The organism is Variovorax sp. GW821-FHT09B05, from assembly GCF_059418265.1.
The window spans coordinates 174,286-191,707 of the sequence record NZ_JBWKPN010000001.1 but is presented as its reverse complement, the minus strand read 5'-3'; the positions used below and the strand labels follow the sequence as shown (position 1 = coordinate 191,707).

The window sequence follows — 17,422 nt, the reverse complement described above, 5'->3', positions numbered from 1 at the left end:
CATCCGCCATGACCGATCCCATTCTTCGCCTGGCCGGCCTGGTCGACCGACCGGACGGCCCGGTCCTCATCGCGGCCGAGGGCAGCCAGGGCGAGGAGCTGGCATCGGGCCCGCACCGCCATGCGCGCGGCCAGCTGTTCGGCTCGCTGCGCGGGCTGCTGTCGGTCGGCGTCGAGGACGGCGTCTGGATCGTGCCGGCCATCCACGCGGTCTGGCTGCCGCCGCACCAGGAGCATTCGGGGCGTTCGCACGGCCCCTTCCATGGCTGGAGCGTCTACGTGGCGGAGCCGGCCTGCGCCACCCTGCCCCCACGGCCCTGCACGATCCGCACCTCGGGCCTGCTGCGCGAGGCGGTGCTGCGCGCCTGCAGCTGGCCGCTCGAGGCGCCGCAGCCGCTGGACGAAAGCCGCGCGCATGTGGCGGCGGTCATCCTCGACGAGATCCGCAGCCTGCCGGTCGAGCCCTTCGGCCTGCCACTGCCGAGCGACCCGCGGCTGCAGCGCATCGCGCATGCGCTGATCGCCGAGCCCGCGGACGAGCGCGACCTCGAGCAATGGGCGCGCTGGGCGGCAGTGAGCTCGCGCACGCTGAGCCGGCGCTTCGTGCTGGAAACCGGCTTCAACTTCACGGCCTGGCGGCAGCGCGCGCGCATGATGCGTTCGCTCGAGATGCTCGCGGCCGGCGTCTCGGTGACGGCGATCGCGCTCGACCTCGGCTATTCGACCCCGAGCGCGTTCATCGGGCTGTTCCGCCGCACATTCGGCGAGACGCCGGCGAGCTACCGGGCGCGGCTGTGAGCGCGGCGCTCAGCGCTGCAACTGGCGCAGCTCGTCGCTGGTGTTGGCATTGAAGAAGGCGGCCACATCGTCGAACGCCACCTGCACCCTGCGGTGCTGCGCGGTCCATTGGCCGAACTTGCGCTCGCCCGCCTGCAGGAAGGCGAGCAGGCTCGGCGCCAGGCCGGTGCGCAGCAGGCAGAACACGGGCTGCGCGCGCAGCTCGCCGTCTTCGCGCGTGGCGGCCATCGCGATCTCGGCGCCCTGCGCGGCCGCGGCCTCGGCCAGCCGGTCGACCAGGTCCGACGGAAAGTCCGGCGTGTCGCAGGGCACGGTGACCAGCCAATCGGTGCGCGCATGCTCGAGCCCGGTCAGCAGGCCCGCGAGCGGCCCCGCATAGCCTTCGATGGAGTCGGACCACACGGGCACGCCCATCGCTTCGTAGTCGGGCAGGTTGCGGTTGGCGCTGAGCATGGCCGTGCCCACCTGCGGCTGCAGGCGGCGCAGCGCATGCAGCGCCAGCGGCGTGCCGCGGTGGTCCTGCAGGCCCTTGTCGACGCCGCCCATGCGGCTGCCGCGGCCGCCGGCCAGCACCAGGCCCGTGATGTCTTCGCGCGCGATGGGATTCATGCGCGCATTCTCGCTGGCGCCCTACGACCTCAGCGTTTGCAGCGCCGAGGTCCAGCGCAGCAGTTCGTCGAGCATTGCCTTCGCGGCCGCCGCGTTGGCGGGATTGGCCGACAGGCCGCCCTCGGCCTGCAGCTGCTGGCCCACGTTCGTGAACGCGACCGCCTCGAGCATCGGCACCACCTTGAGCGTGCCGAGCAACTGCTTGGTGACCTGCACCGCGCGGATGCCGCCCGACATGCCGCCGTAGCTCACGAAGCCGACGGCCTTGTACTGCCATTCGCGCACGAGGTAGTTCAGGGCATTGACCAGCGCGCCCGGCGGCGCGAAGTTGTATTCGGGCAGCACGAACAGGAAGGCATCGGCCTCGGCGACGCTCGCGCTCCAGGCGCGCGTGTGCTCGTGCGTGTAGCGCTGCAGGCGCGGATGCTCGGGCTCGTCGAACACCGGCAGGCCGAAGGCGGCCAGGTCGACGAGACGGGCGTCGAAGCCGCCGTGCGCTTCGGCGATGCCGTGCGCCCATTGGGCGACGGCCGGGCCCACGCGGCCGGGCCGCGTGCTGCAGATCAGGGTATGGAGGATGGGACGGGTCATCGCCGAATCCTAAGTCATGGCGTGGCCAGTCCGAGGCGCGCGAGGGTCGCGGCCTTGAGGCGGCTGTCCTCGCGCACCTGGCGCTCGAAGTCCTTGCCCGGCTGGAAGTCGACCACCTGGTTGACGCCGCGCGCCCAGGCCTGGTACTTGGGCGAGGCCACGGCCTCGCGGCACGAGGACTCGAGGCGCGCGACCACCGCATCGGGCGTCTTCGCGGGCACCAGCACGCCGCCGAAGCTCGCCTGCACCACGGGCACGCCCGACTCCTTGAGGGTGGGCACGTCGGGGAACGAGGGATGGCGCTTGTCGGTGTACACGGCGATCAGGCGCAGCGCGCCCGACTGCAGGTGGCCGGTGATCGAGCTCGCGAGCACGGCGCCGAAGCTCAGGCGCTCGCTCAGCAGGTCCTGCAGCATCGGCGCGTCGCCCTTGTAGGGCACGTGCGTGAGCGCGACCCGGCTGGCGGCCTCGATGTCCGAGGTGCCCAGGTGCGGGATCGAGCCGGTGCCCGAGGTGCCGTAGCTGACCTTGCCCGGTTCCTTCCTCGCGTCGGCCAGGATGTCCTGCACGCTGCGGTACGGCGACTTCGCCGGCACCGCGATCGCGAAGATGTTGTCGAACACCTTGCAGACGTAGCGGAAGGAATCGAGCTTGTAGTTCAGCGCCTTGAGCCGGTGCGGCTCGCTGGTCAGCGGCACGGCGGGCGTGAAGACCACGGTGTAGCCGTCGGCGCGCGCGCCGGCGCCCGTGTTCAGGCCGATGGTGCCGGCCGCGCCGTCGCGGTTGATCACCGCGAAGGGCTGGCCGAGGTTCTCGGACATGGCCTGCGCGAGGCTGCGCGCATTGATGTCGAGCCCGCCGCCGGCGGCGAAGGGCACGATCATCTGGATCGGGCGCGAGGGATAGTCGGAGGCCGCCGCGGCGGGCAGCGCGGCGCACAGCGCAGCGAGCAGCAGCGCGCTGCGGCGATCGAATCGTCGGTTCATGGGAATGCCGCCGGCGGGTTACTCGGCGCGGATGCCGTTGCGCAGCACGCCGATGGCGTCGACCTCGATCTCGACGATGTCGCCGGGCTTCATCCACACCGGCGGGTTGCGCTTGGCGCCCACGCCGCCCGGCGTGCCGGTCACGATCACGTCGCCCGCGGCCAGCGGCGTGAAGGCCGAGATGTGCGCGATCTGGCGCGGGATGCCGTGGATCAGCTTGTCGGTGGTGGTGCGCTGCATCTCCTGGCCGTTGAGCCGCGTGACCAGCGTCATCACGCGCCCGTCGGCGATCTCGTCGCGCGTGACCATCCACGGGCCGAAGCCGCCGGTGCGCCAGAAGTTCTTGCCTGCTGTCCATTGCGGCGTGGCGGTCTGCCAGTCGCGGATGCTGCCGTCGTTGTAGCAGGCATAGCCCGCGATGTGCGCCCAGGCATCGGCCTCGGCGATGCGCCGACCGCCGCGGCCGATCACGACCGCGATCTCGCCCTCGTAGTCGAGCCGCGTCGACTCGGGCGGCAGCACGATGTCCTCGCCGTGCGCGAGCTGCGATTCGGCCACGCGCAGGAACAGCGTGGGCTGCTCGGTGATCTCGCGGCCGGTCTCGCGCACATGCTCGCCGTAGTTGAGGCCCACGCAGACGATCTTGCCGGGGTTGGGAATCACGGGCAGCAGTTGAAGCTCGCTCAGCGCCAGCGTGGCGCTCGCCTGGCCGACGGCCGTGGCGGCCTCGGCCAGCAGGTCGGCCGCGATCAGCGCCTTCAGGTCCGCGGCGCGTTCGCCGAAGAGCTGGCGCAGGTCGACGACGCGGTCCGCGCGGTCGCCGGTCACCGCGCCGTAGCTGTCGGTGCCGTTGAGTTGGTAGCTGATGAGTTTCATGGTCTGTCCGTGAGGAGTGATGGGAATAGAACTACGCCAGCCGACCTCCAATGCGCTGCGCGCCCTCGGTGATCAGGTGAACCATCTTGTCGAGGTCGACGATGGACAGGCGCGAGGTGTCGAAGACCAGCTGGATGGCGGCCCATGCGCCCCCGTCGGCCTTCGGGATCGGCGCGGCCACGGCCGCGAGCTGCGGTTCGAGTTCGCCGATCGACACGTAGTGGCCGGCCTTGCGGATCCCCGCGTAGAGACGGCGGAATTCGCTCCACTCGGCCGGCAGCCCGCTGCGCACGACCTCGTCGTGGCGGGCATCGAAGACCTTGCGCAGCTGCGGCGGCGCGAAGGTCGACAGCAGCACCTTGGGCGCGGCGCCCAGGAACAGCGGGCGCGGCCGGCCGCGCCCGTAGGCCAGCGTCGGCGGCGCGCCGCCCATCTCGCGATGGGTGTCGAGCACCTGCATGCCGAAGATGCCCGAGCTCACGCAGTCGAAGCCGGTGGCGGCCACCAGTTCGCGCATCACCGGGATGCCTTCGCGCAGCACCGGGTCGGCATTGCGGATGTAGTGGTCCAGCAGGATGATCCGCGGCCCGAGCGCGTAGTGCGAGTCCTCCACGCGCTGCAGCAGCCCGGCTTCGAGCAGCAGCCGCACGTAGCGGTAGCCCGTGGGCAGCGAGACCTCGAGCGCCGCGGAGATGTCGTCCGCCGTGCGCGTCAGGTGGGTGTCGTCGAACAGGTCGAGCACCCCCAGCATGCGCCCCAGGCTGGACATGGATTTTTCCGGCACGCCAATTCCTCCAGAGTGTCATGGCGCGACGGGGAGGTGTTGCGAGATGCGATCCAGATCGTGCCCCGTGCGCGCGACGCCGACGATATATCGGTCGGGGCGCAGTATCACCGCCCGCGCCTCGTGGGCTGCCAGCCAGTGGCGCAGCGGCGCGTCGGGCCGGTCGATGACGACGGCATCGGCGCGGCGCCAGCGTTCGGCGGTGGCGGGCGCGGCGGCCGCGAGCGCGTCGGGGCTGCCGATCACCGCGCTGCGCCGGCCCAGCAGTTCGTCGAGCAGGCGGCCGTCGGCCAGCCGCGGCTGGGGAAAGGGCCGGCCCGCGGGCGAGCCCGCGTCGGCATCGAAAGCGCCCTGGCCCAGCAGCTGCGGCGGCAGCTCGAAGATCTCGGGGCGCCCGGCGCGAAAGCGCGCATCGCGCTCGGCCGCGCGCGCGGGATCGGTGGTCTGGATGATGTCGCCGAGCCGCACCGCGAGCTCGATCAGCGCGCGCACATGCGGCGCGCGTTCCGACTCGTAGGTGTCGAGCAGCGTCTCGGGCGCGCCGCGCGCGAGCACGGCCTCGAGCTTCCAGGCGAGGTTGGCCGCGTCGCGGATGCCCGCGCACATGCCCTGCCCAAGGAACGGCGGCGTCTGGTGGCAGGCATCGCCGGCCAGCAGCAGCCGGCCCTGGCGCCAGCCCTGCGCGATGACGGAATGGAAGGTGTAGATGGCGGCGCGCTCGAGCCGCGCCTGCTCGGGCTTGACCCAGGGCGCGACCAGCCGCCACAGCGTGTCGGGTCGCACCAGCGCTTCGCGGTCGTCGTCGGGCAGCACCATGATCTCCCAGCGCCGCCGGTCGCCGACCACGTTGCAGTAGGTCATGGGCCGCGCCGGGTCGCAGTGCTGCACCGTGTGGTCGGGCAGCGCGACCGGTTGCTGCAGCAGCACGTCGAACACCAGCCAGGGCTGGCGCAGCCCGAGGTCGACCATCGCGCTGCCCATCTGCCGGCGCACCGGCGAGCGCGCGCCGTCGCAGCCGACGACATAGCGCGCGCGCAGCGTGGTGTTCTCTTGCCGGTGCAGGTCGCGCACGCTCAGCGTGGCGCCGTCCGCGTCCTGCGCGATGCCGGTCAGCTCGTGCCGCAGCCGCAGCTCCACGTTGGGAAAGCGCGCGAGGCCTTCGCGCAGCACGGCCTCGAGCTCGGGCTGGTGGAAGTAGTAGTTGTTGGCGCAGCCATGCGGGCCGAGCGCGGCGCTGCCGCCGCGGATCAGCATCGTCTCGCCCGCGCCGTTGACGAAATGCATGCCCTGCTCGCCCGGGCGCGCGATGGCCAGCACCCGCTCGCGCAGGCCCGCGCCCTGCAGGATGCGCAGCACCTCGCCGTCGAAGTGGATCGCGCGCGGCAGCGGGAAGATGCCGGCCTCCTTCTCGAGCACCAGCACCGACAGCCCGGCCGCGCCCAGCAGGTTGGCGAGCGTGGCGCCGGTCGGCCCGAGTCCGACGATCGCGACGTCGTGCATCTCCATCGCTTCAGCCACGCTGGTCTTCCTGCATGCGGCGCGCCACCTCGGCCTGCCATTGGGCGCGGCTCATGAACTTGGGGAAGCGCTTCGCGATGGCCTCGGCCTGCGCGAGGATGGCTTCGTCGGACTGCGACAGGTCGATGGTCTCGCGCAGCGGCTGGTCGCAGTACCAGGGCGTGTCCATGAACAGCTCGAGCCGGTTGCCCTCGGGGTCGCGGCAGTAGACGGAGATGGCGTTGCCGTGCGTAACCGGGTGCATCTCGCTCGCGCCCTCGGCCAGCAGCCGGTCGTGGAAGCGGCGCAGCGCGCCGAGGTCGGGCACGCGGAACGAGATCTGGTTGACCACGTTGAAGCCCGGGTTCGCGGGCCGGCCGGTGGCCAGCACGAGCTGGTGGTGCTCGCGCGGATCGCGGCTCAGGAACACCAGCTGCACCGGGCCCAGGTCGCCCGCGTCGGTCTGCGTGAAGCGCAGCGCCTGCTTGTAGAAGCGCGCCATGCGCGGCAGGTCGCTCACGTAGAGGCCGATGTGGCTGAACTGCAGGTCCGAAGGGACGAAATCCGTCATCTCAATGTCTCCAAACGATAAATCGCACGGAGCTTTTCCGTTTCGATGTCGAAATACTATAGTTATTCTCGTATTTTGACAATAACCACGTTTTATCTATCATCACGACCGGTGCAAACCGCACCCAAGATCGAATGGAGACAAACCGATGAACGTTTCGAAGACACGGGGCCGCCGCTGGCTGGCCCCTGGATGCATCGCCGCCGCGGGCCTGCTGGCGGGCGCGGCCTGGGCCCAGGCCGACTACCCGAGCAAGGCCGTGCGGATCATTGCCCCCTTCCCCGCCGGCAGCGGCCCCGACGCGAACGCGCGCGAGATCGCGGCCGAGCTCACGAAGCTGCTGGGCCAGAGCTTCTACGTCGAGAACCGCCCCGGGGCCTCGAACATCATCGGCACCGAGGTCGCCGCGAAGGCGCCGGCCGACGGCTACTCGCTCTACATCGGCACCACCAGTTCGCTGTCGGTGGTGCCGCATCTCTATTCGAAGCTGCCCTTCGACGCGGAAAGGGACTTCGCGCCCGTGAGCCTGCTCGGCGTGCTCAACACCGGCCTGATCGCCACGCCCGGCGTGGAGGCGCGCGACGCGCGCGCACTGATCGCCGCGCTCAAGGCCCGGCCCGATTCGGTGGCGGTCGCGACCGCGGGCATCGGCAGCTATTCGCATCTGTCGGCCCTGTGGTTCAACAGCGCCGCGGGCGTGAAGACCAACCTCGTGCCCTACAACAGCAGCAGCCCCTATGTCGACCTGATCGCGGGCCAGGTGCAGCTGATGTTCGACGGCCTGCCGGCCGCCGCGGGCAACATCCACACCGGCAAGCTCAAGCTGCTGGCCATCACCGGCAAGGAGCGCGCGCCGAGCTTCCCCGACGTGCCCACCTTCGCCGAGGCCGGCCTGCCCGACTACGCACCGATCGCCTGGCAAGGGCTGCTCGCGCCCGCGGGCACGCCCAAGCCCGTGCTCGAGAAGCTCAGCGCGGCGATGCGCAAGGCCTGCCAGTCGAGCGAGCTCGCGCGCAAGTGGCGCGACTACGGCGGCGAACTGCGCTGCAACACGCCCGCGGAGTTCAAGGCCTTCATCGATGCCGATCGCGCGATGTGGGGCAAGGTGATCCGCGAGGCGCGGGTGAAGCTCGATTGAGCGCGGCGTGCTTGCTCCGCATCGCGCGGGTTCAGGGCCGGTGCAGCCACGCGCGCGCCTGCTCGCGCAGTTCGCGCTCGGCCTCCGAGTCGGCGGTCGGCAGGTCGAGGGGGACCTCGTGTCCGGCCTGCAGCAGGCGGTAGCCGAGGTAGCGGTACGGCCGCGGCAGGCGCGACAGTTGCTTCGCATCGAGCGCGAGCGTGGCGCCCTCGGCGTCCGCGACGAGGCTGTCCATGTCGTAGACGGCGGTGCGCCGCGCCAGCCTCCACGCGCCCTCCTCCTGCGCGAGCAGGTCGATGAAGCGGAAGTGGCATTCCCATCGCACCGGCGTGCCGTCCAGGCTGCCGAACCCGATCATCATCACGGCCGACTCGGCCCAGGCGCGTTCGCCCTCCACCTCGCACAGCGTGCCGAGCATGCGGTGCCGGTTGAAGCTGCGGCCCTGCAATCGGCGCGAGGCCTCGACGAAATCGACATGGCGGCCGCGGAACCAGCTCACGGCGATGTCGCCGGCGGGCGTGAAGCAGTCGTTCAGCGCGGCCCAGCGTGCGTTGTCGCGGCAAAAGGCCCAGCGCTGGATCAGCTCGGCGATGGCGGCCTGGTGGAGGGTCGTTTCGGTCTTCAATGGCATGGCGCTTTCTCGAGGATGAAGGGCGCATCGCGCCCCGGGATGGGAGGTTCAGAAGGTGTGCTTCACGCCCAGCATGAAGCCGCTCTGGGAGCCGCCGGGCGTGTTCGTGAGGCCGGGATAGCCGTTGACCGGCAGCGCCAGGCTGCCGCTGTTGCGGATGTGGCCCGCGGTCGCGTAGACCAGCGAGCGCTTCGACAGGAAGTAGCTGGCGCGGAACACGGCCAGCCGCGCTCCGTTGGCGGTGTGGCGGTAGTCGAGCTTGAACAGCTGCGCCTCGAACAGCCACGGGCCGCTCGGGTAGGTGCCGCCCAGCCACCACAGGTCGCTGCGCGGCTGCGTCGCGCTGCCTTCGTTGTCGCGCCGCAGGTAGCCCGCGGCGAGCTTGACCTCGCCGAGCTTCAGGTAGCCGTTGAGCGTGGCCCGCGTGTCGCTGCGGTCGCTGCTGGAGAGGCCACCGAAGGCACCGGGGCCGCCCTGGATCCGGTCGGCGCCGAGCGCGACACCCCACGACGCCTGCTCGTACTTGAGCATGCCCGACAGCGTGCGGCAGGCCCGCGCATCGCCGGGCAGTTCGCCCGCGCAGTTGGTGCCGCCTGGGCTGTTGGTCGCGACCACGTCGCGGCCCAGGCTGTAGAGCGCGCCGACGCTCCACGCGCCGAAGCTGCCGCGATAGGCGATCGCGTTGTCGGCACGGATGTTCGCGAGGTAGGGATCGAGCGAGCTCGAGCTGTAGGCACCGGGTCCCATGATGTCCGACTCGGTCATCGACCAGAACAGGAAGGTCAGCTGCCGGCCCAGCGTGACCGTGCCCCAGTCGCCCGCCAGGCCGACCGTGGAGGTGCGGCCGAAACTGCGCCCGCCGTTGGCGATGACCCCGGTGTCGGCGTTGAAACCCATCTCGAGGTTGAAGATCGCGCGCGTGCCGCCGCCCAGGTCCTCGGCGCCACGGAAGCCCAGGCGCGAAGGCAGGGTGCCGAACTGCATGCGCGTGACGCCGATCGCGCCCGGCCCGCCATGGCCCTGCACATGCTCGACCCCGAGGTCGAGCAGGCCGTAGGTCTGCAGGCTGCCCTGCGCCCGGGCGGGCGTGGCCGCGGCGAGCGCCGCGACGAGCGCGAGGGCCATGACGGCCCGTTTTTCTTGTCTCATGTCTTCTGGTCCTCGTGGGGGTGGATGCCGGTCTTCGCGGGTGCGCCGCATCGACGGCCCCCGCACGGTAGCCACGGCCTCGCGGGGCCAGAAGACGGCAATTTCTCGCGCTCGATCGCCGGCGGCTATCGCCGGCGCGTGGCGTTTGGCACCGGGGACGCTCGATGAAACTGCACCAGTTGCGCGACTTCGTGGCCGTGGCCTCCACCGGCAGCCTGCGCGCGGCGGCGCGGCGCCTGGGGCTCACGCAGCCCTCGCTCTCGAAGAGCATCCAGCAGCTCGAAAAGGAACTGGGCAGCGCGCTGTTCGAGCGGCATGCGCGCGGCGCCGTGCTGAGCTTCGCGGGCCGCGCCTTCCTCCCGCGCGCCGAGACGGTGCTCAACGAACTGCAGCGCGCCGCCTCCGAACTCCAGCACCTCGGCGGCGCGGGCGGCCATGTGAACATGGCCGTGTCGGCGGCCGCCGCGCTCACGGCCCTGCCCGAGGCGCTGACCGAATTCCGCAGGCGCTATCCCGACGCCGCGGTGCGCGTGGTCTCGGGCACCTTCGCCGTGATGTTCGGCGAGCTGCGCGCGGGCGCGCTCGACTTCTCGATCGGGCCCCGGCCAGCCGTGTCGCTGAGCGAGGAGTTCTGCGTCGAGCGGCTGTTCACCAACACGCGCGCCGTCGTGTGCCGCGCCGGCCATCCGCTGCGCCATGCGAGATCGCTGGGCGAACTCACCGAGGCCCAGTGGCTGGTGCCCGGTGCGATGGGCCTGGCCGCGGCGGAGCACGACCAGGTCTTCCTGGGGCTGGGCCTGCCGGTGCCGCGATCGGTGGTGCAGTGCGAGTACCCGACGGCCCTGCTCTCGCTGCTGGCCCGCACCGACATGCTCGCCATCGTTCCGCGCCAGTACGCGGACGCCCGGCCCTTCGACAGCTTCCTGGTCGAGATCCCGGTCGGCGAGACGCTGCCGGGCGCGGAGATCGTGCTGATCGCGAAAGCCGCCATGCCGCTCACGCCCGCGGCCGAGCACATGCTGACCTTGCTGCGCCGGCACATCGAGTACCACGTCGCGGCCCACCGCGGCGGCACGCAGCCATAACCGCGACCTATCTTCATCGACGCCGCGGCATCTGCCGCCGTGCGAAGGCGCTGCCTAGACTCCCGCCGCATGAAAGTCCTTGCCCATCTGGCCGCCGCCGCGGCCGCGCTGCTTCTCTCGCCGGGCGCATGCGCCGACGACTGGCCCGTGAAGCCGGTGCGCGTGGTCCTGCCCACGGCGGCGGGCAGCGCGCCGGACGTCATCGCGCGCCTGCTCGGCGAGCGGCTCGGCCAACTCTGGAAGCAGCCCGTGATCGTGGAGAACAAGCCGGGCGCCAGCGGCGTCATCGGCATCTCGGCCTTCAAGCAGGCGCCGGCCGACCAGCACGGCTTCCTGCTCGCGCAGGCGGCCGTGATCGCGGTGACGCCGCGCACGCTGGCGAACCCGCGCTTCGATGTCGACGCGGACATGACGCCGATCGCGCTCGTCGCGCTGAGCCCCATGATGATCCTCGCGCGCCGGGACTTCGGCGCGAACACGCTCGCCGAGGCCTTCGCGCTGGCGCGTTCGGGCAGGCAGCCGATCACGGTGGCCGCCACGGGCCAGTACTCCATTCCGCACCTGTCGGCCGAGTACATCCGGAAGGCCGCGGGGCTGGATGTCAACATCGTCTCCTTCGGCAGCACCGGAGGCGCCCTCAATGCCCTCGTCAATGGCGATGCGCAACTGATGGTCGACGGCATTCCGGGCGTGGGCGCGATGCGCCAGTCCGGGCGCATCAAGGCGTTGGCCACCACCGCCTCGGAGCGCCTGCCGGGCGAGCCCGGACTGCCGACGCTGGCAGAGACGCTGCCGGGCAGCCCGGAACTCAGCGGCTGGTTCGTGCTGTTCGGCCGGAAGAACGCGAGCGCCGAGGTGGTCGAGCGCGTGAACCGCGATGTCCGCCAGGTGCTGCAGGATCCTCGGCTCGCGGCGCGCTTCGTGGAACTCGGCGTGTTCCCGCGTGCGTTGACGCCGGCCGAGACCGCGCGTTTCGTGGCCGACGAGCGGCAGCGCTGGGGGCGGGTGCTCGACGGGCTGAAGATCGAGGCGCGCTGAGCCGCGACGACGCAGCCGTCGTCGCGTTCTTGAACATTCACTACTGTATGGAAAAGTCAGGGTAAGCCCGGGCTGCGTGTCGCTTCGTCCTCCCTATCATCCGCTCCGACCATTCACATGTGTATGGTGAATGATCGAACTGGCGACCCAAACCGGAGACAACATGACTCGCAACAGATCGATAGCCTTTGCTCTTTCGTGCACCCTGGCCGCGCTCGCCGCCGGCTGCGGAGGCGGCAGCGGCGGGGGTGGAGATGCGGCCGCGCTGGCGGCCGCGATCGCGGCGGCCAATGCGGCCGCCGCCGGGGCCAACGGGCCGGGCTCCGCGCCGCCGGCCCCGCGGGCCGCGTTCAAGGAGCGCTGCAGCGGACTGGTCGGCAAGGCCGTCGGACCGGGCAGCATCGCCACGGCCGAAGTGATGGCCGCGTCCGCAACCACGCTGCAGACCTGCCAGGTGCGTGGCGCCATCGTGAGCTCGCCCACCTCGACCATCAACTTCCGCATCGACCTGCCCGAGGACTCGGTGTGGAACCAGCGGCTGGTGCAGATCGGCGGTGGCGGCTACGACGGCGTGGTCGTCGGGCCCGACCTCGTGATGCTGGCCAATGGCGACGTCTACAAGCGCGGCTACGCGTGGGTCAGCGCGGACGGCGGCGTGCAGGTGCCCGACCTGAGCTCGACGCTCAACAACCCCTCGGCCTTCGACAACTTCGCCTTCGCCTACCACCCGCAGGTGGTGAAGGTGGCCAGTGCCGCGATCCAGTCGATCTACGGCAAGCCCGCCGCCAGGACCTACTTCTACGGCATGTCCACGGGCGGCCGCGAGGCGCTGCTGCAGGCGCAGCGCTATCCGCAGAGCTACGACGGCATCGTGGCCGGCGAACCGGTGGTCGACTACAGCAACGTGATCCAGCGCGGCATCGCGCTGGCCAAGCTGGCGTTCTCGAACAACGGCGCGGGCTGGCTCAGCCCGGCCAAGATCAAGCTGTTCGGCGATGCCCAGATGGCGGCCTGCGACGGCCTCGATGGCGCGGTGGACGGCGTCATCTCCCATGTCAGCGCCTGCCGCTTCGACGTGCGCACGCTGCGCTGCCCGGGCGGCGCGGACAGCGGCGACAGCTGCCTGTCGGACCCGCAGATCGCGTCGGTCGACTTCATGCGCTCGGACTTCACCCTGCCCGTGCCGGTGGCGAACGGCATCACCAAGGCGCCGGCCTGGGGCGTGGGCGGCGAGGCGGCGGCGGCCGGCAACTGGACCATCGCGCAGTTCGGCGCCAGCCCGACGGCGCCGGCGAGCCAGCTCTACTTCTTCTCCGACTGGTGGCTCAAGTACCAGGTGACCTCGAACGTCAACACCACGGTGCTCGGCTACACGCCGGGGTCCGATCCGGCGCGCTGGCTCGAGCTCTCCGAGAAGGTCAACGCGACGAATCCCGACCTGTCGGCCTTCGCGGGACGCGGCGCCAAGCTGCTGCTGTGGGCCGGTGCGAGCGACAACCTGGTGCCGCCCGGCTATGCCACGGACTACTACCAGAGCGTGGTCGGCAAGCTGGGCCAGGAGACGACCGATTCCTTCATGCGCTTCTACATGCTGCCGGGCGTGGTCCATGGCCCGGGCGGCCCGGGTGCCGGCATCGTCGACAACCTCGCGATCCTCGAGAACTGGGTCGAGAAGGGCAACGCGCCCGACGATTCGCTCACGGCGGCACGGCTCTCGACGGACGGCAAGAGTGTGGAGATGACGCGTCCGCTGTGCCGCTATCCGACCTGGCCGAAGTACCGCGGCACCGGCGACAAGAACCTGGCGGCCAGCTTCAGCTGCGCCTACGACTGAAGCAGCGGCGTGCTAGCGCGCCGGAGCCTTGCCGGGCTCCGGTGCCAGCAGCATCTGGGCCACGAAGCGGCGGCGCTCGGCCTTGTCGGCGGTGGAGCCCTGGTTCCTGAACAGCGACTCCGACTGCATGTAGCAATAGAGCGTGAAGGCGCGCGAGCGCGCCGACTTGGCGTCGAAGCCGCAGGAGAGGAAGCATTCCTCGATGTAGGCGAGCCGCTTGGCATCGACCTCGTCGACGATCATGCGCGCCATCTCGTCGCGCCGGGCCCAGGCACGGACCGCGAGCTCGACCGACGCGCCCTTCATGGCCGCGCGGCCATGGAACGGCAGCTCGACCAGCTCGACGATCAGCTCCTGCGCCTCGACGCCCTGCTTGCGGTAGCGCGCGATGATCTGCTCGGTCTGCGCCTCCTGCCAGCTCACGAGGATGCGCTTGAGCAGGTCGTCGCGGTCGACGAAGTGCCAGTAGAAGGAACCGCGCGTCACCTGCAGGAGCTTGGCCAGCACGTCGACGCGGACCGCGTCGATGCTCTTGTCGATCAGCAGTTCCGTCGCGGCCACGATCCAGTCGGCGGGCCCGAGCTGGGACCGCTCGGAGGCCGGCTTGGCGCCGGCCTCGCTCTTGCGCTGCAGGGCGGCCGAGGCCTTGCGCGGGCGCGGCTTGCCAGGGGTGGTCGTCAGCATGCGCCGATGATAGCGGAGGCCCGCATGCACCAGAGTCAGGGCCCATTCCCTTGGGCAAACCCTGAGCCGCTCGTCCGGATCCGGCTGCTAGCATCGCCACACCATACACATCTGTACGTGTATTGAGAAAAGCGAAAAGCTTCTTCCCCGACCTCATCGAAAGCCATGCAGTACCAGTTCCTGACCCTCGAACTCCAGGAGGAGATCGCCCACCTGCACCTGAACCGCGCCGGCAAGCGCAATGCCCTCAACGACGGCCTGGTGCTGGAGTTGCGGCATGCGTTCGAGAACCTGCCCGGCCATGTGCGCGCCGCCGTGCTCGGCGGCCAGGGCGCGCACTTCTGCGCCGGGCTCGACCTGTCCGAACTGGCCCACCGCGATCCGCCGCAGGCGGTGCAGCACTCGCGCATGTGGCATGCGGCGCTCGATGCCATCCAGTTCGGCCCGGTGCCCGTGATCGCCGCGCTGCACGGGGCCGTGATCGGCGGCGGCCTCGAGCTGGCCGCGGCCTGCCATGTGCGCGTGGCCGACGCCACCGCCTTCTACGCGCTGCCCGAAGGCACGCGCGGCATCTTCGTCGGCGGTGGCGGATCGGTGCGCATTCCCAAGCTGATCGGCGTCTCGCGCATGGCCGACATGATGCTCACCGGCCGCGTGTACCGCGCCGACGAGGGCGAGCGCGTCGGCTTCTCGCAGTACCTCGTGGCCGAGGGCAAGGCCTGGTCGCACGCGCTCTCACTGGCCCGCCAGGTGGCGCGCAATGCGCCGCTGACCAACTTCGCGGTGATGCAGGCGCTGCCGCGCATCGCGGAACAGCCCGCGGACCACGGGCTGATGACCGAAGCCCTGATGAGCGCCATCACGCAGAGCGCGCCCGAGGCGAAGCTGCGCGTGCAGGCCTTCCTCGACGGCGCGGGCGCCAAGGTGCGCACGCCGCAGGCCGGCGCGGACATCGCGCCCGCCGCCTGAGCCACGACATTCACAACGACCGAGGAGACTTTCATGCAGACACGACGGACCTTCATTCAGGCAGCGGGCGGCGGCGCCCTCGCCTCGCTGCTGCCGCTCGCGGCTTCGGCCCAGGCACTGGACCAGGTCAAGATCTATTACGGCTTTCCCGCGGGCAGCGCCGGCGACAGCGTGGCGCGCCGCATCGGCGAGAAGGTCGCGGGCTCCGCGTACTCGCGCAACGTCGCGGTGGTCGACAACCGCCCGGGGGCCGGCGGGCGCATCGCGCTCGAGGTGCTGAAGTCGGCGCCGGCCGACGGATCGGTGCTGGCGCTGTCGCCGTTCTCCTGCACCTCGATCTATCCGCACGTCTACTCGAAGCTCAGCTACGACGCGAACAAGGACTTCGTGGCCGTGTCGATCGGCGCCGTCATGCATCACGGCCTCGCGGTGGGACCGAAGGTGCCCACCAGCGTGGTCACGGTGCGGGACTTCCTGGCCTGGGCCAAGGCCAACCCGCAGGAGGCGAACTACGGCTCGCCGGCCGCGGGCTCCACGCCGCACTTCATCGGCGCCCTGCTCGGCCTCACGGCCAATGTCGACCTGCGGCACGTGCCCTATCGCGGCTCGGTGCCCGGCATCACCGACGTGGTGGGCGGGCAGATCGCCGCCATGGTCACGCCGAGCGGCGACTTCCTGGCCAACCACCGCGCGGGCAAGCTGCGGATGATCGCGACCTCGGGCCGCCAGCGTTCGCCGTTCTCGCCCGAGGTGCCGACCTTCGCGGAGCAGGGCTTCGCCGAGCTCACGACCGAGGAATGGTTCGGCTTCTATGCGCCCGCGCAGACGCCGGCCGCCGCGATCGCGCGCGCCAACGCCGCCGTCAATGCCGCGGTCAAGGAGCGCGCCGTGATCGACAGCCTGGGCGTCGTCGGCCTGATCGCGCGCGGCTCCACCGCGGAAGAGATGGCGAAGTCGCAGCAGGCCGAGTTCGAGCGCTGGGGCCCGCTGGTCAAGCGCATCGGGTTCACGGCGGAGTCGTAGGCCAGAGACACGAGGCCTTCGCGGCCCGGGGCGCCGTTCAGTGCTTCACGAATCGAGATGGCGCTCGCGGCTCCACTGCTCGACGAAGGTCCTCGCATCCCGCTTCAACGCATCGATGACATCGGGGCCGTCCGTGCCCGCCACGACGAGGCGGCGCCGGACGATGCCGCCCAGATCCAGATCGGCATGGCCCGATGCGAAGGCCGCGCCCTGCGCGGTCGTGACGCGAATCTTCACGTGCCACCCTTGGTAGCAGAAGTCGAGTTCGTTGTCGGGAGTCATGACAGGCAGGCGCCGTTCGCCAGGCGAAGGGGTATCTCGAGAGATCGGATTGATAGTAAATATATCAATGAGTAGCAATTCTATCTATCCGAATCGACCTGGCGCCCCGCAACGCTGCGCTCGCGCGACTCTCAACGGAAGCGCTTGCTGAATTCGCGCACCACGCCAATCACCCGCGCCGCGCCGAGCGGCTTGATGGGGTAGCGCGGATTGAGGGGCCGCAGGTAGAACTCGCCCCCATCCCTGACCAGTTGCTTGAAGGTGGTCTGCGCGTGCTCGTTGAGCGCGATGACGTAGTCGCCGGGCAGCACCTCGAGGTCGGGTTCGACCACGATGATCGAGCCCTCGGGGAAAGAGTCGCCCAGTTCGCTGGCCATGCTGTCGCCGTGCACGCGCAGCGCATAGGTGTGGCGCTTGACCGGGACCGTCACGGGGACGGTCTCGAAATTGCCGCGTGGCTTGAAGTTGTCGATGACCGTGTAGTTGCCGGCCTCGACCTCGGACACCAGCGGCACCTCAGCGCGCATGACCGTGCCCTGGCTGATGTTCGGCCCGCCCGAGAGCAGTTCGCCGACGGAGATGCCGAGCAGTTCGGCAACGCGCGGCTGGTTGGCGCGCTTGGGTGCGGTGCCCCCGGCTTTTTCCCATTGCTGGACTGCACCCCGACTCACACCGACGGCGTCAGCAAACTGCTGCTCGCTCATCCCGAGCCGTCGGCGCCCTTCGCGGATCAGTCTATGAATGCTCATAGTCTAGAGGCTAGGTCCTCCGATGGATGGAAAATAAATCATAGCTAGACGTTCTGGCTAGCTTCACTCTCCCATCCATGGGAAACGAACCTCCGCCGCAACGCCTGCGCCAGGCATGCAGGCGGGATG

Annotated in this window: 19 protein-coding genes; 7 read left to right on the top strand and 12 right to left on the bottom strand. The window is 70.3% G+C overall.

Features of this window, described 5'->3' with window-relative positions:
• Positions 1-8: 8 nt before the first annotated feature.
• Entirely contained in the window at positions 9-797 is a 789-nt protein-coding gene (locus AC07RM_RS00810; protein ID WP_495332249.1) for an AraC family transcriptional regulator, read from the top strand.
• Positions 798-806: 9 nt separating this feature from the next.
• On the opposite strand, the gene mobA is transcribed toward AC07RM_RS00810, so the two are convergent.
• Genes mobA through AC07RM_RS00775 form a run of 7 tightly spaced genes read right to left on the bottom strand, consistent with a single transcriptional unit; the run spans position 807 to position 6,711 of the window.
• On the bottom strand, positions 807-1,406 hold the full coding sequence (gene mobA, locus AC07RM_RS00805) for a molybdenum cofactor guanylyltransferase MobA (protein WP_495332247.1): 600 nt from the start codon (positions 1,404-1,406) through the stop codon (positions 807-809).
• Positions 1,407-1,427: 21 nt separating this feature from the next.
• The gene (locus tag AC07RM_RS00800) at positions 1,428-1,997 is read right to left on the bottom strand and encodes an NADPH-dependent FMN reductase (protein WP_296775804.1); all 570 of its coding nucleotides are present in this window, start codon (positions 1,995-1,997) and stop codon (positions 1,428-1,430) included.
• Positions 1,998-2,011: 14 nt separating this feature from the next.
• Positions 2,012-2,983, bottom strand: a complete 972-nt coding sequence (locus AC07RM_RS00795) for a tripartite tricarboxylate transporter substrate binding protein (RefSeq protein ID WP_495332245.1) — start codon at positions 2,981-2,983, stop codon at positions 2,012-2,014.
• Between the two features lie 18 nt (positions 2,984-3,001).
• Positions 3,002-3,859 (bottom strand): fumarylacetoacetate hydrolase family protein, encoded by an 858-nt coding sequence (locus tag AC07RM_RS00790; RefSeq protein WP_495332243.1) that lies wholly within the window; start codon positions 3,857-3,859, stop codon positions 3,002-3,004.
• Positions 3,860-3,890: 31 nt separating this feature from the next.
• Complete coding sequence (locus AC07RM_RS00785) at positions 3,891-4,628, bottom strand: IclR family transcriptional regulator (protein WP_057596260.1); 738 nt, start codon at positions 4,626-4,628, stop codon at positions 3,891-3,893.
• 33 nt (positions 4,629-4,661) lie between these two features.
• Positions 4,662-6,161, bottom strand: coding sequence for a bifunctional 3-(3-hydroxy-phenyl)propionate/3-hydroxycinnamic acid hydroxylase MhpA (mhpA, locus tag AC07RM_RS00780; protein ID WP_495332240.1), 1,500 nt, complete (start codon positions 6,159-6,161; stop codon positions 4,662-4,664).
• The gene (locus tag AC07RM_RS00775) at positions 6,154-6,711 is read right to left on the bottom strand and encodes a VOC family protein (RefSeq protein WP_093350025.1); all 558 of its coding nucleotides are present in this window, start codon (positions 6,709-6,711) and stop codon (positions 6,154-6,156) included. The genes mhpA and AC07RM_RS00775 overlap by 8 nt, the downstream gene beginning before the upstream one ends.
• A 148-nt stretch (positions 6,712-6,859) precedes the next feature.
• On the opposite strand from AC07RM_RS00775, the gene AC07RM_RS00770 reads away from it, so the two are divergent.
• Positions 6,860-7,849, top strand: coding sequence for a Bug family tripartite tricarboxylate transporter substrate binding protein (locus AC07RM_RS00770; RefSeq protein ID WP_296799963.1), 990 nt, complete (start codon positions 6,860-6,862; stop codon positions 7,847-7,849).
• 31 nt (positions 7,850-7,880) lie between these two features.
• Here the strand turns inward: AC07RM_RS00770 and AC07RM_RS00765 are convergent, their stop codons facing one another.
• Positions 7,881-8,480 carry a nuclear transport factor 2 family protein gene (locus AC07RM_RS00765; RefSeq protein WP_495332237.1) on the bottom strand — a complete coding sequence of 200 codons (600 nt, stop codon included), beginning with the start codon at positions 8,478-8,480 and terminating at the stop codon, positions 7,881-7,883.
• A 48-nt stretch (positions 8,481-8,528) separates the two neighbouring features.
• Positions 8,529-9,629 carry a porin gene (locus AC07RM_RS00760; RefSeq protein WP_490878679.1) on the bottom strand — a complete coding sequence of 367 codons (1,101 nt, stop codon included), beginning with the start codon at positions 9,627-9,629 and terminating at the stop codon, positions 8,529-8,531.
• Positions 9,630-9,793: 164 nt separating this feature from the next.
• On the opposite strand from AC07RM_RS00760, the gene AC07RM_RS00755 reads away from it, so the two are divergent.
• The 3 genes from AC07RM_RS00755 to AC07RM_RS00745 all read left to right on the top strand — a co-directional run bounded on the left by AC07RM_RS00755 (position 9,794) and on the right by AC07RM_RS00745 (position 13,586).
• Entirely contained in the window at positions 9,794-10,714 is a 921-nt protein-coding gene (locus tag AC07RM_RS00755) for a LysR substrate-binding domain-containing protein (protein ID WP_495332235.1), read from the top strand.
• Between the two features lie 69 nt (positions 10,715-10,783).
• A complete protein-coding gene (locus tag AC07RM_RS00750; protein WP_495332233.1) occupies positions 10,784-11,752 on the top strand; it encodes a Bug family tripartite tricarboxylate transporter substrate binding protein in 969 nt (322 codons plus the stop codon).
• Between the two features lie 163 nt (positions 11,753-11,915).
• Positions 11,916-13,586 (top strand): tannase/feruloyl esterase family alpha/beta hydrolase, encoded by a 1,671-nt coding sequence (locus tag AC07RM_RS00745; protein ID WP_495332231.1) that lies wholly within the window; start codon positions 11,916-11,918, stop codon positions 13,584-13,586.
• A 12-nt stretch (positions 13,587-13,598) separates the two neighbouring features.
• Here AC07RM_RS00745 and AC07RM_RS00740 read toward each other — a convergent pair whose 3' ends face one another.
• On the bottom strand, positions 13,599-14,270 hold the full coding sequence (locus AC07RM_RS00740; RefSeq protein WP_495332229.1) for a TetR/AcrR family transcriptional regulator: 672 nt from the start codon (positions 14,268-14,270) through the stop codon (positions 13,599-13,601).
• A gap of 165 nt (positions 14,271-14,435) precedes the next feature.
• Here AC07RM_RS00740 and AC07RM_RS00735 point away from each other — a divergent pair, with 165 nt between their 5' ends.
• Complete coding sequence (locus AC07RM_RS00735; protein WP_495332227.1) at positions 14,436-15,239, top strand: crotonase/enoyl-CoA hydratase family protein; 804 nt, start codon at positions 14,436-14,438, stop codon at positions 15,237-15,239.
• Between the two features lie 33 nt (positions 15,240-15,272).
• Positions 15,273-16,262, top strand: coding sequence for a Bug family tripartite tricarboxylate transporter substrate binding protein (locus AC07RM_RS00730; protein WP_495332225.1), 990 nt, complete (start codon positions 15,273-15,275; stop codon positions 16,260-16,262).
• Between the two features lie 45 nt (positions 16,263-16,307).
• On the opposite strand, the gene AC07RM_RS00725 is transcribed toward AC07RM_RS00730, so the two are convergent.
• Both AC07RM_RS00725 and AC07RM_RS00720 read right to left on the bottom strand, forming a co-directional pair.
• Positions 16,308-16,544 (bottom strand): hypothetical protein, encoded by a 237-nt coding sequence (locus AC07RM_RS00725; protein WP_479669160.1) that lies wholly within the window; start codon positions 16,542-16,544, stop codon positions 16,308-16,310.
• 131 nt (positions 16,545-16,675) lie between these two features.
• The gene (locus AC07RM_RS00720) at positions 16,676-17,293 is read right to left on the bottom strand and encodes a LexA family protein (protein ID WP_479669159.1); all 618 of its coding nucleotides are present in this window, start codon (positions 17,291-17,293) and stop codon (positions 16,676-16,678) included.
• Between the last annotated feature and the right edge of the window lie 129 nt (positions 17,294-17,422).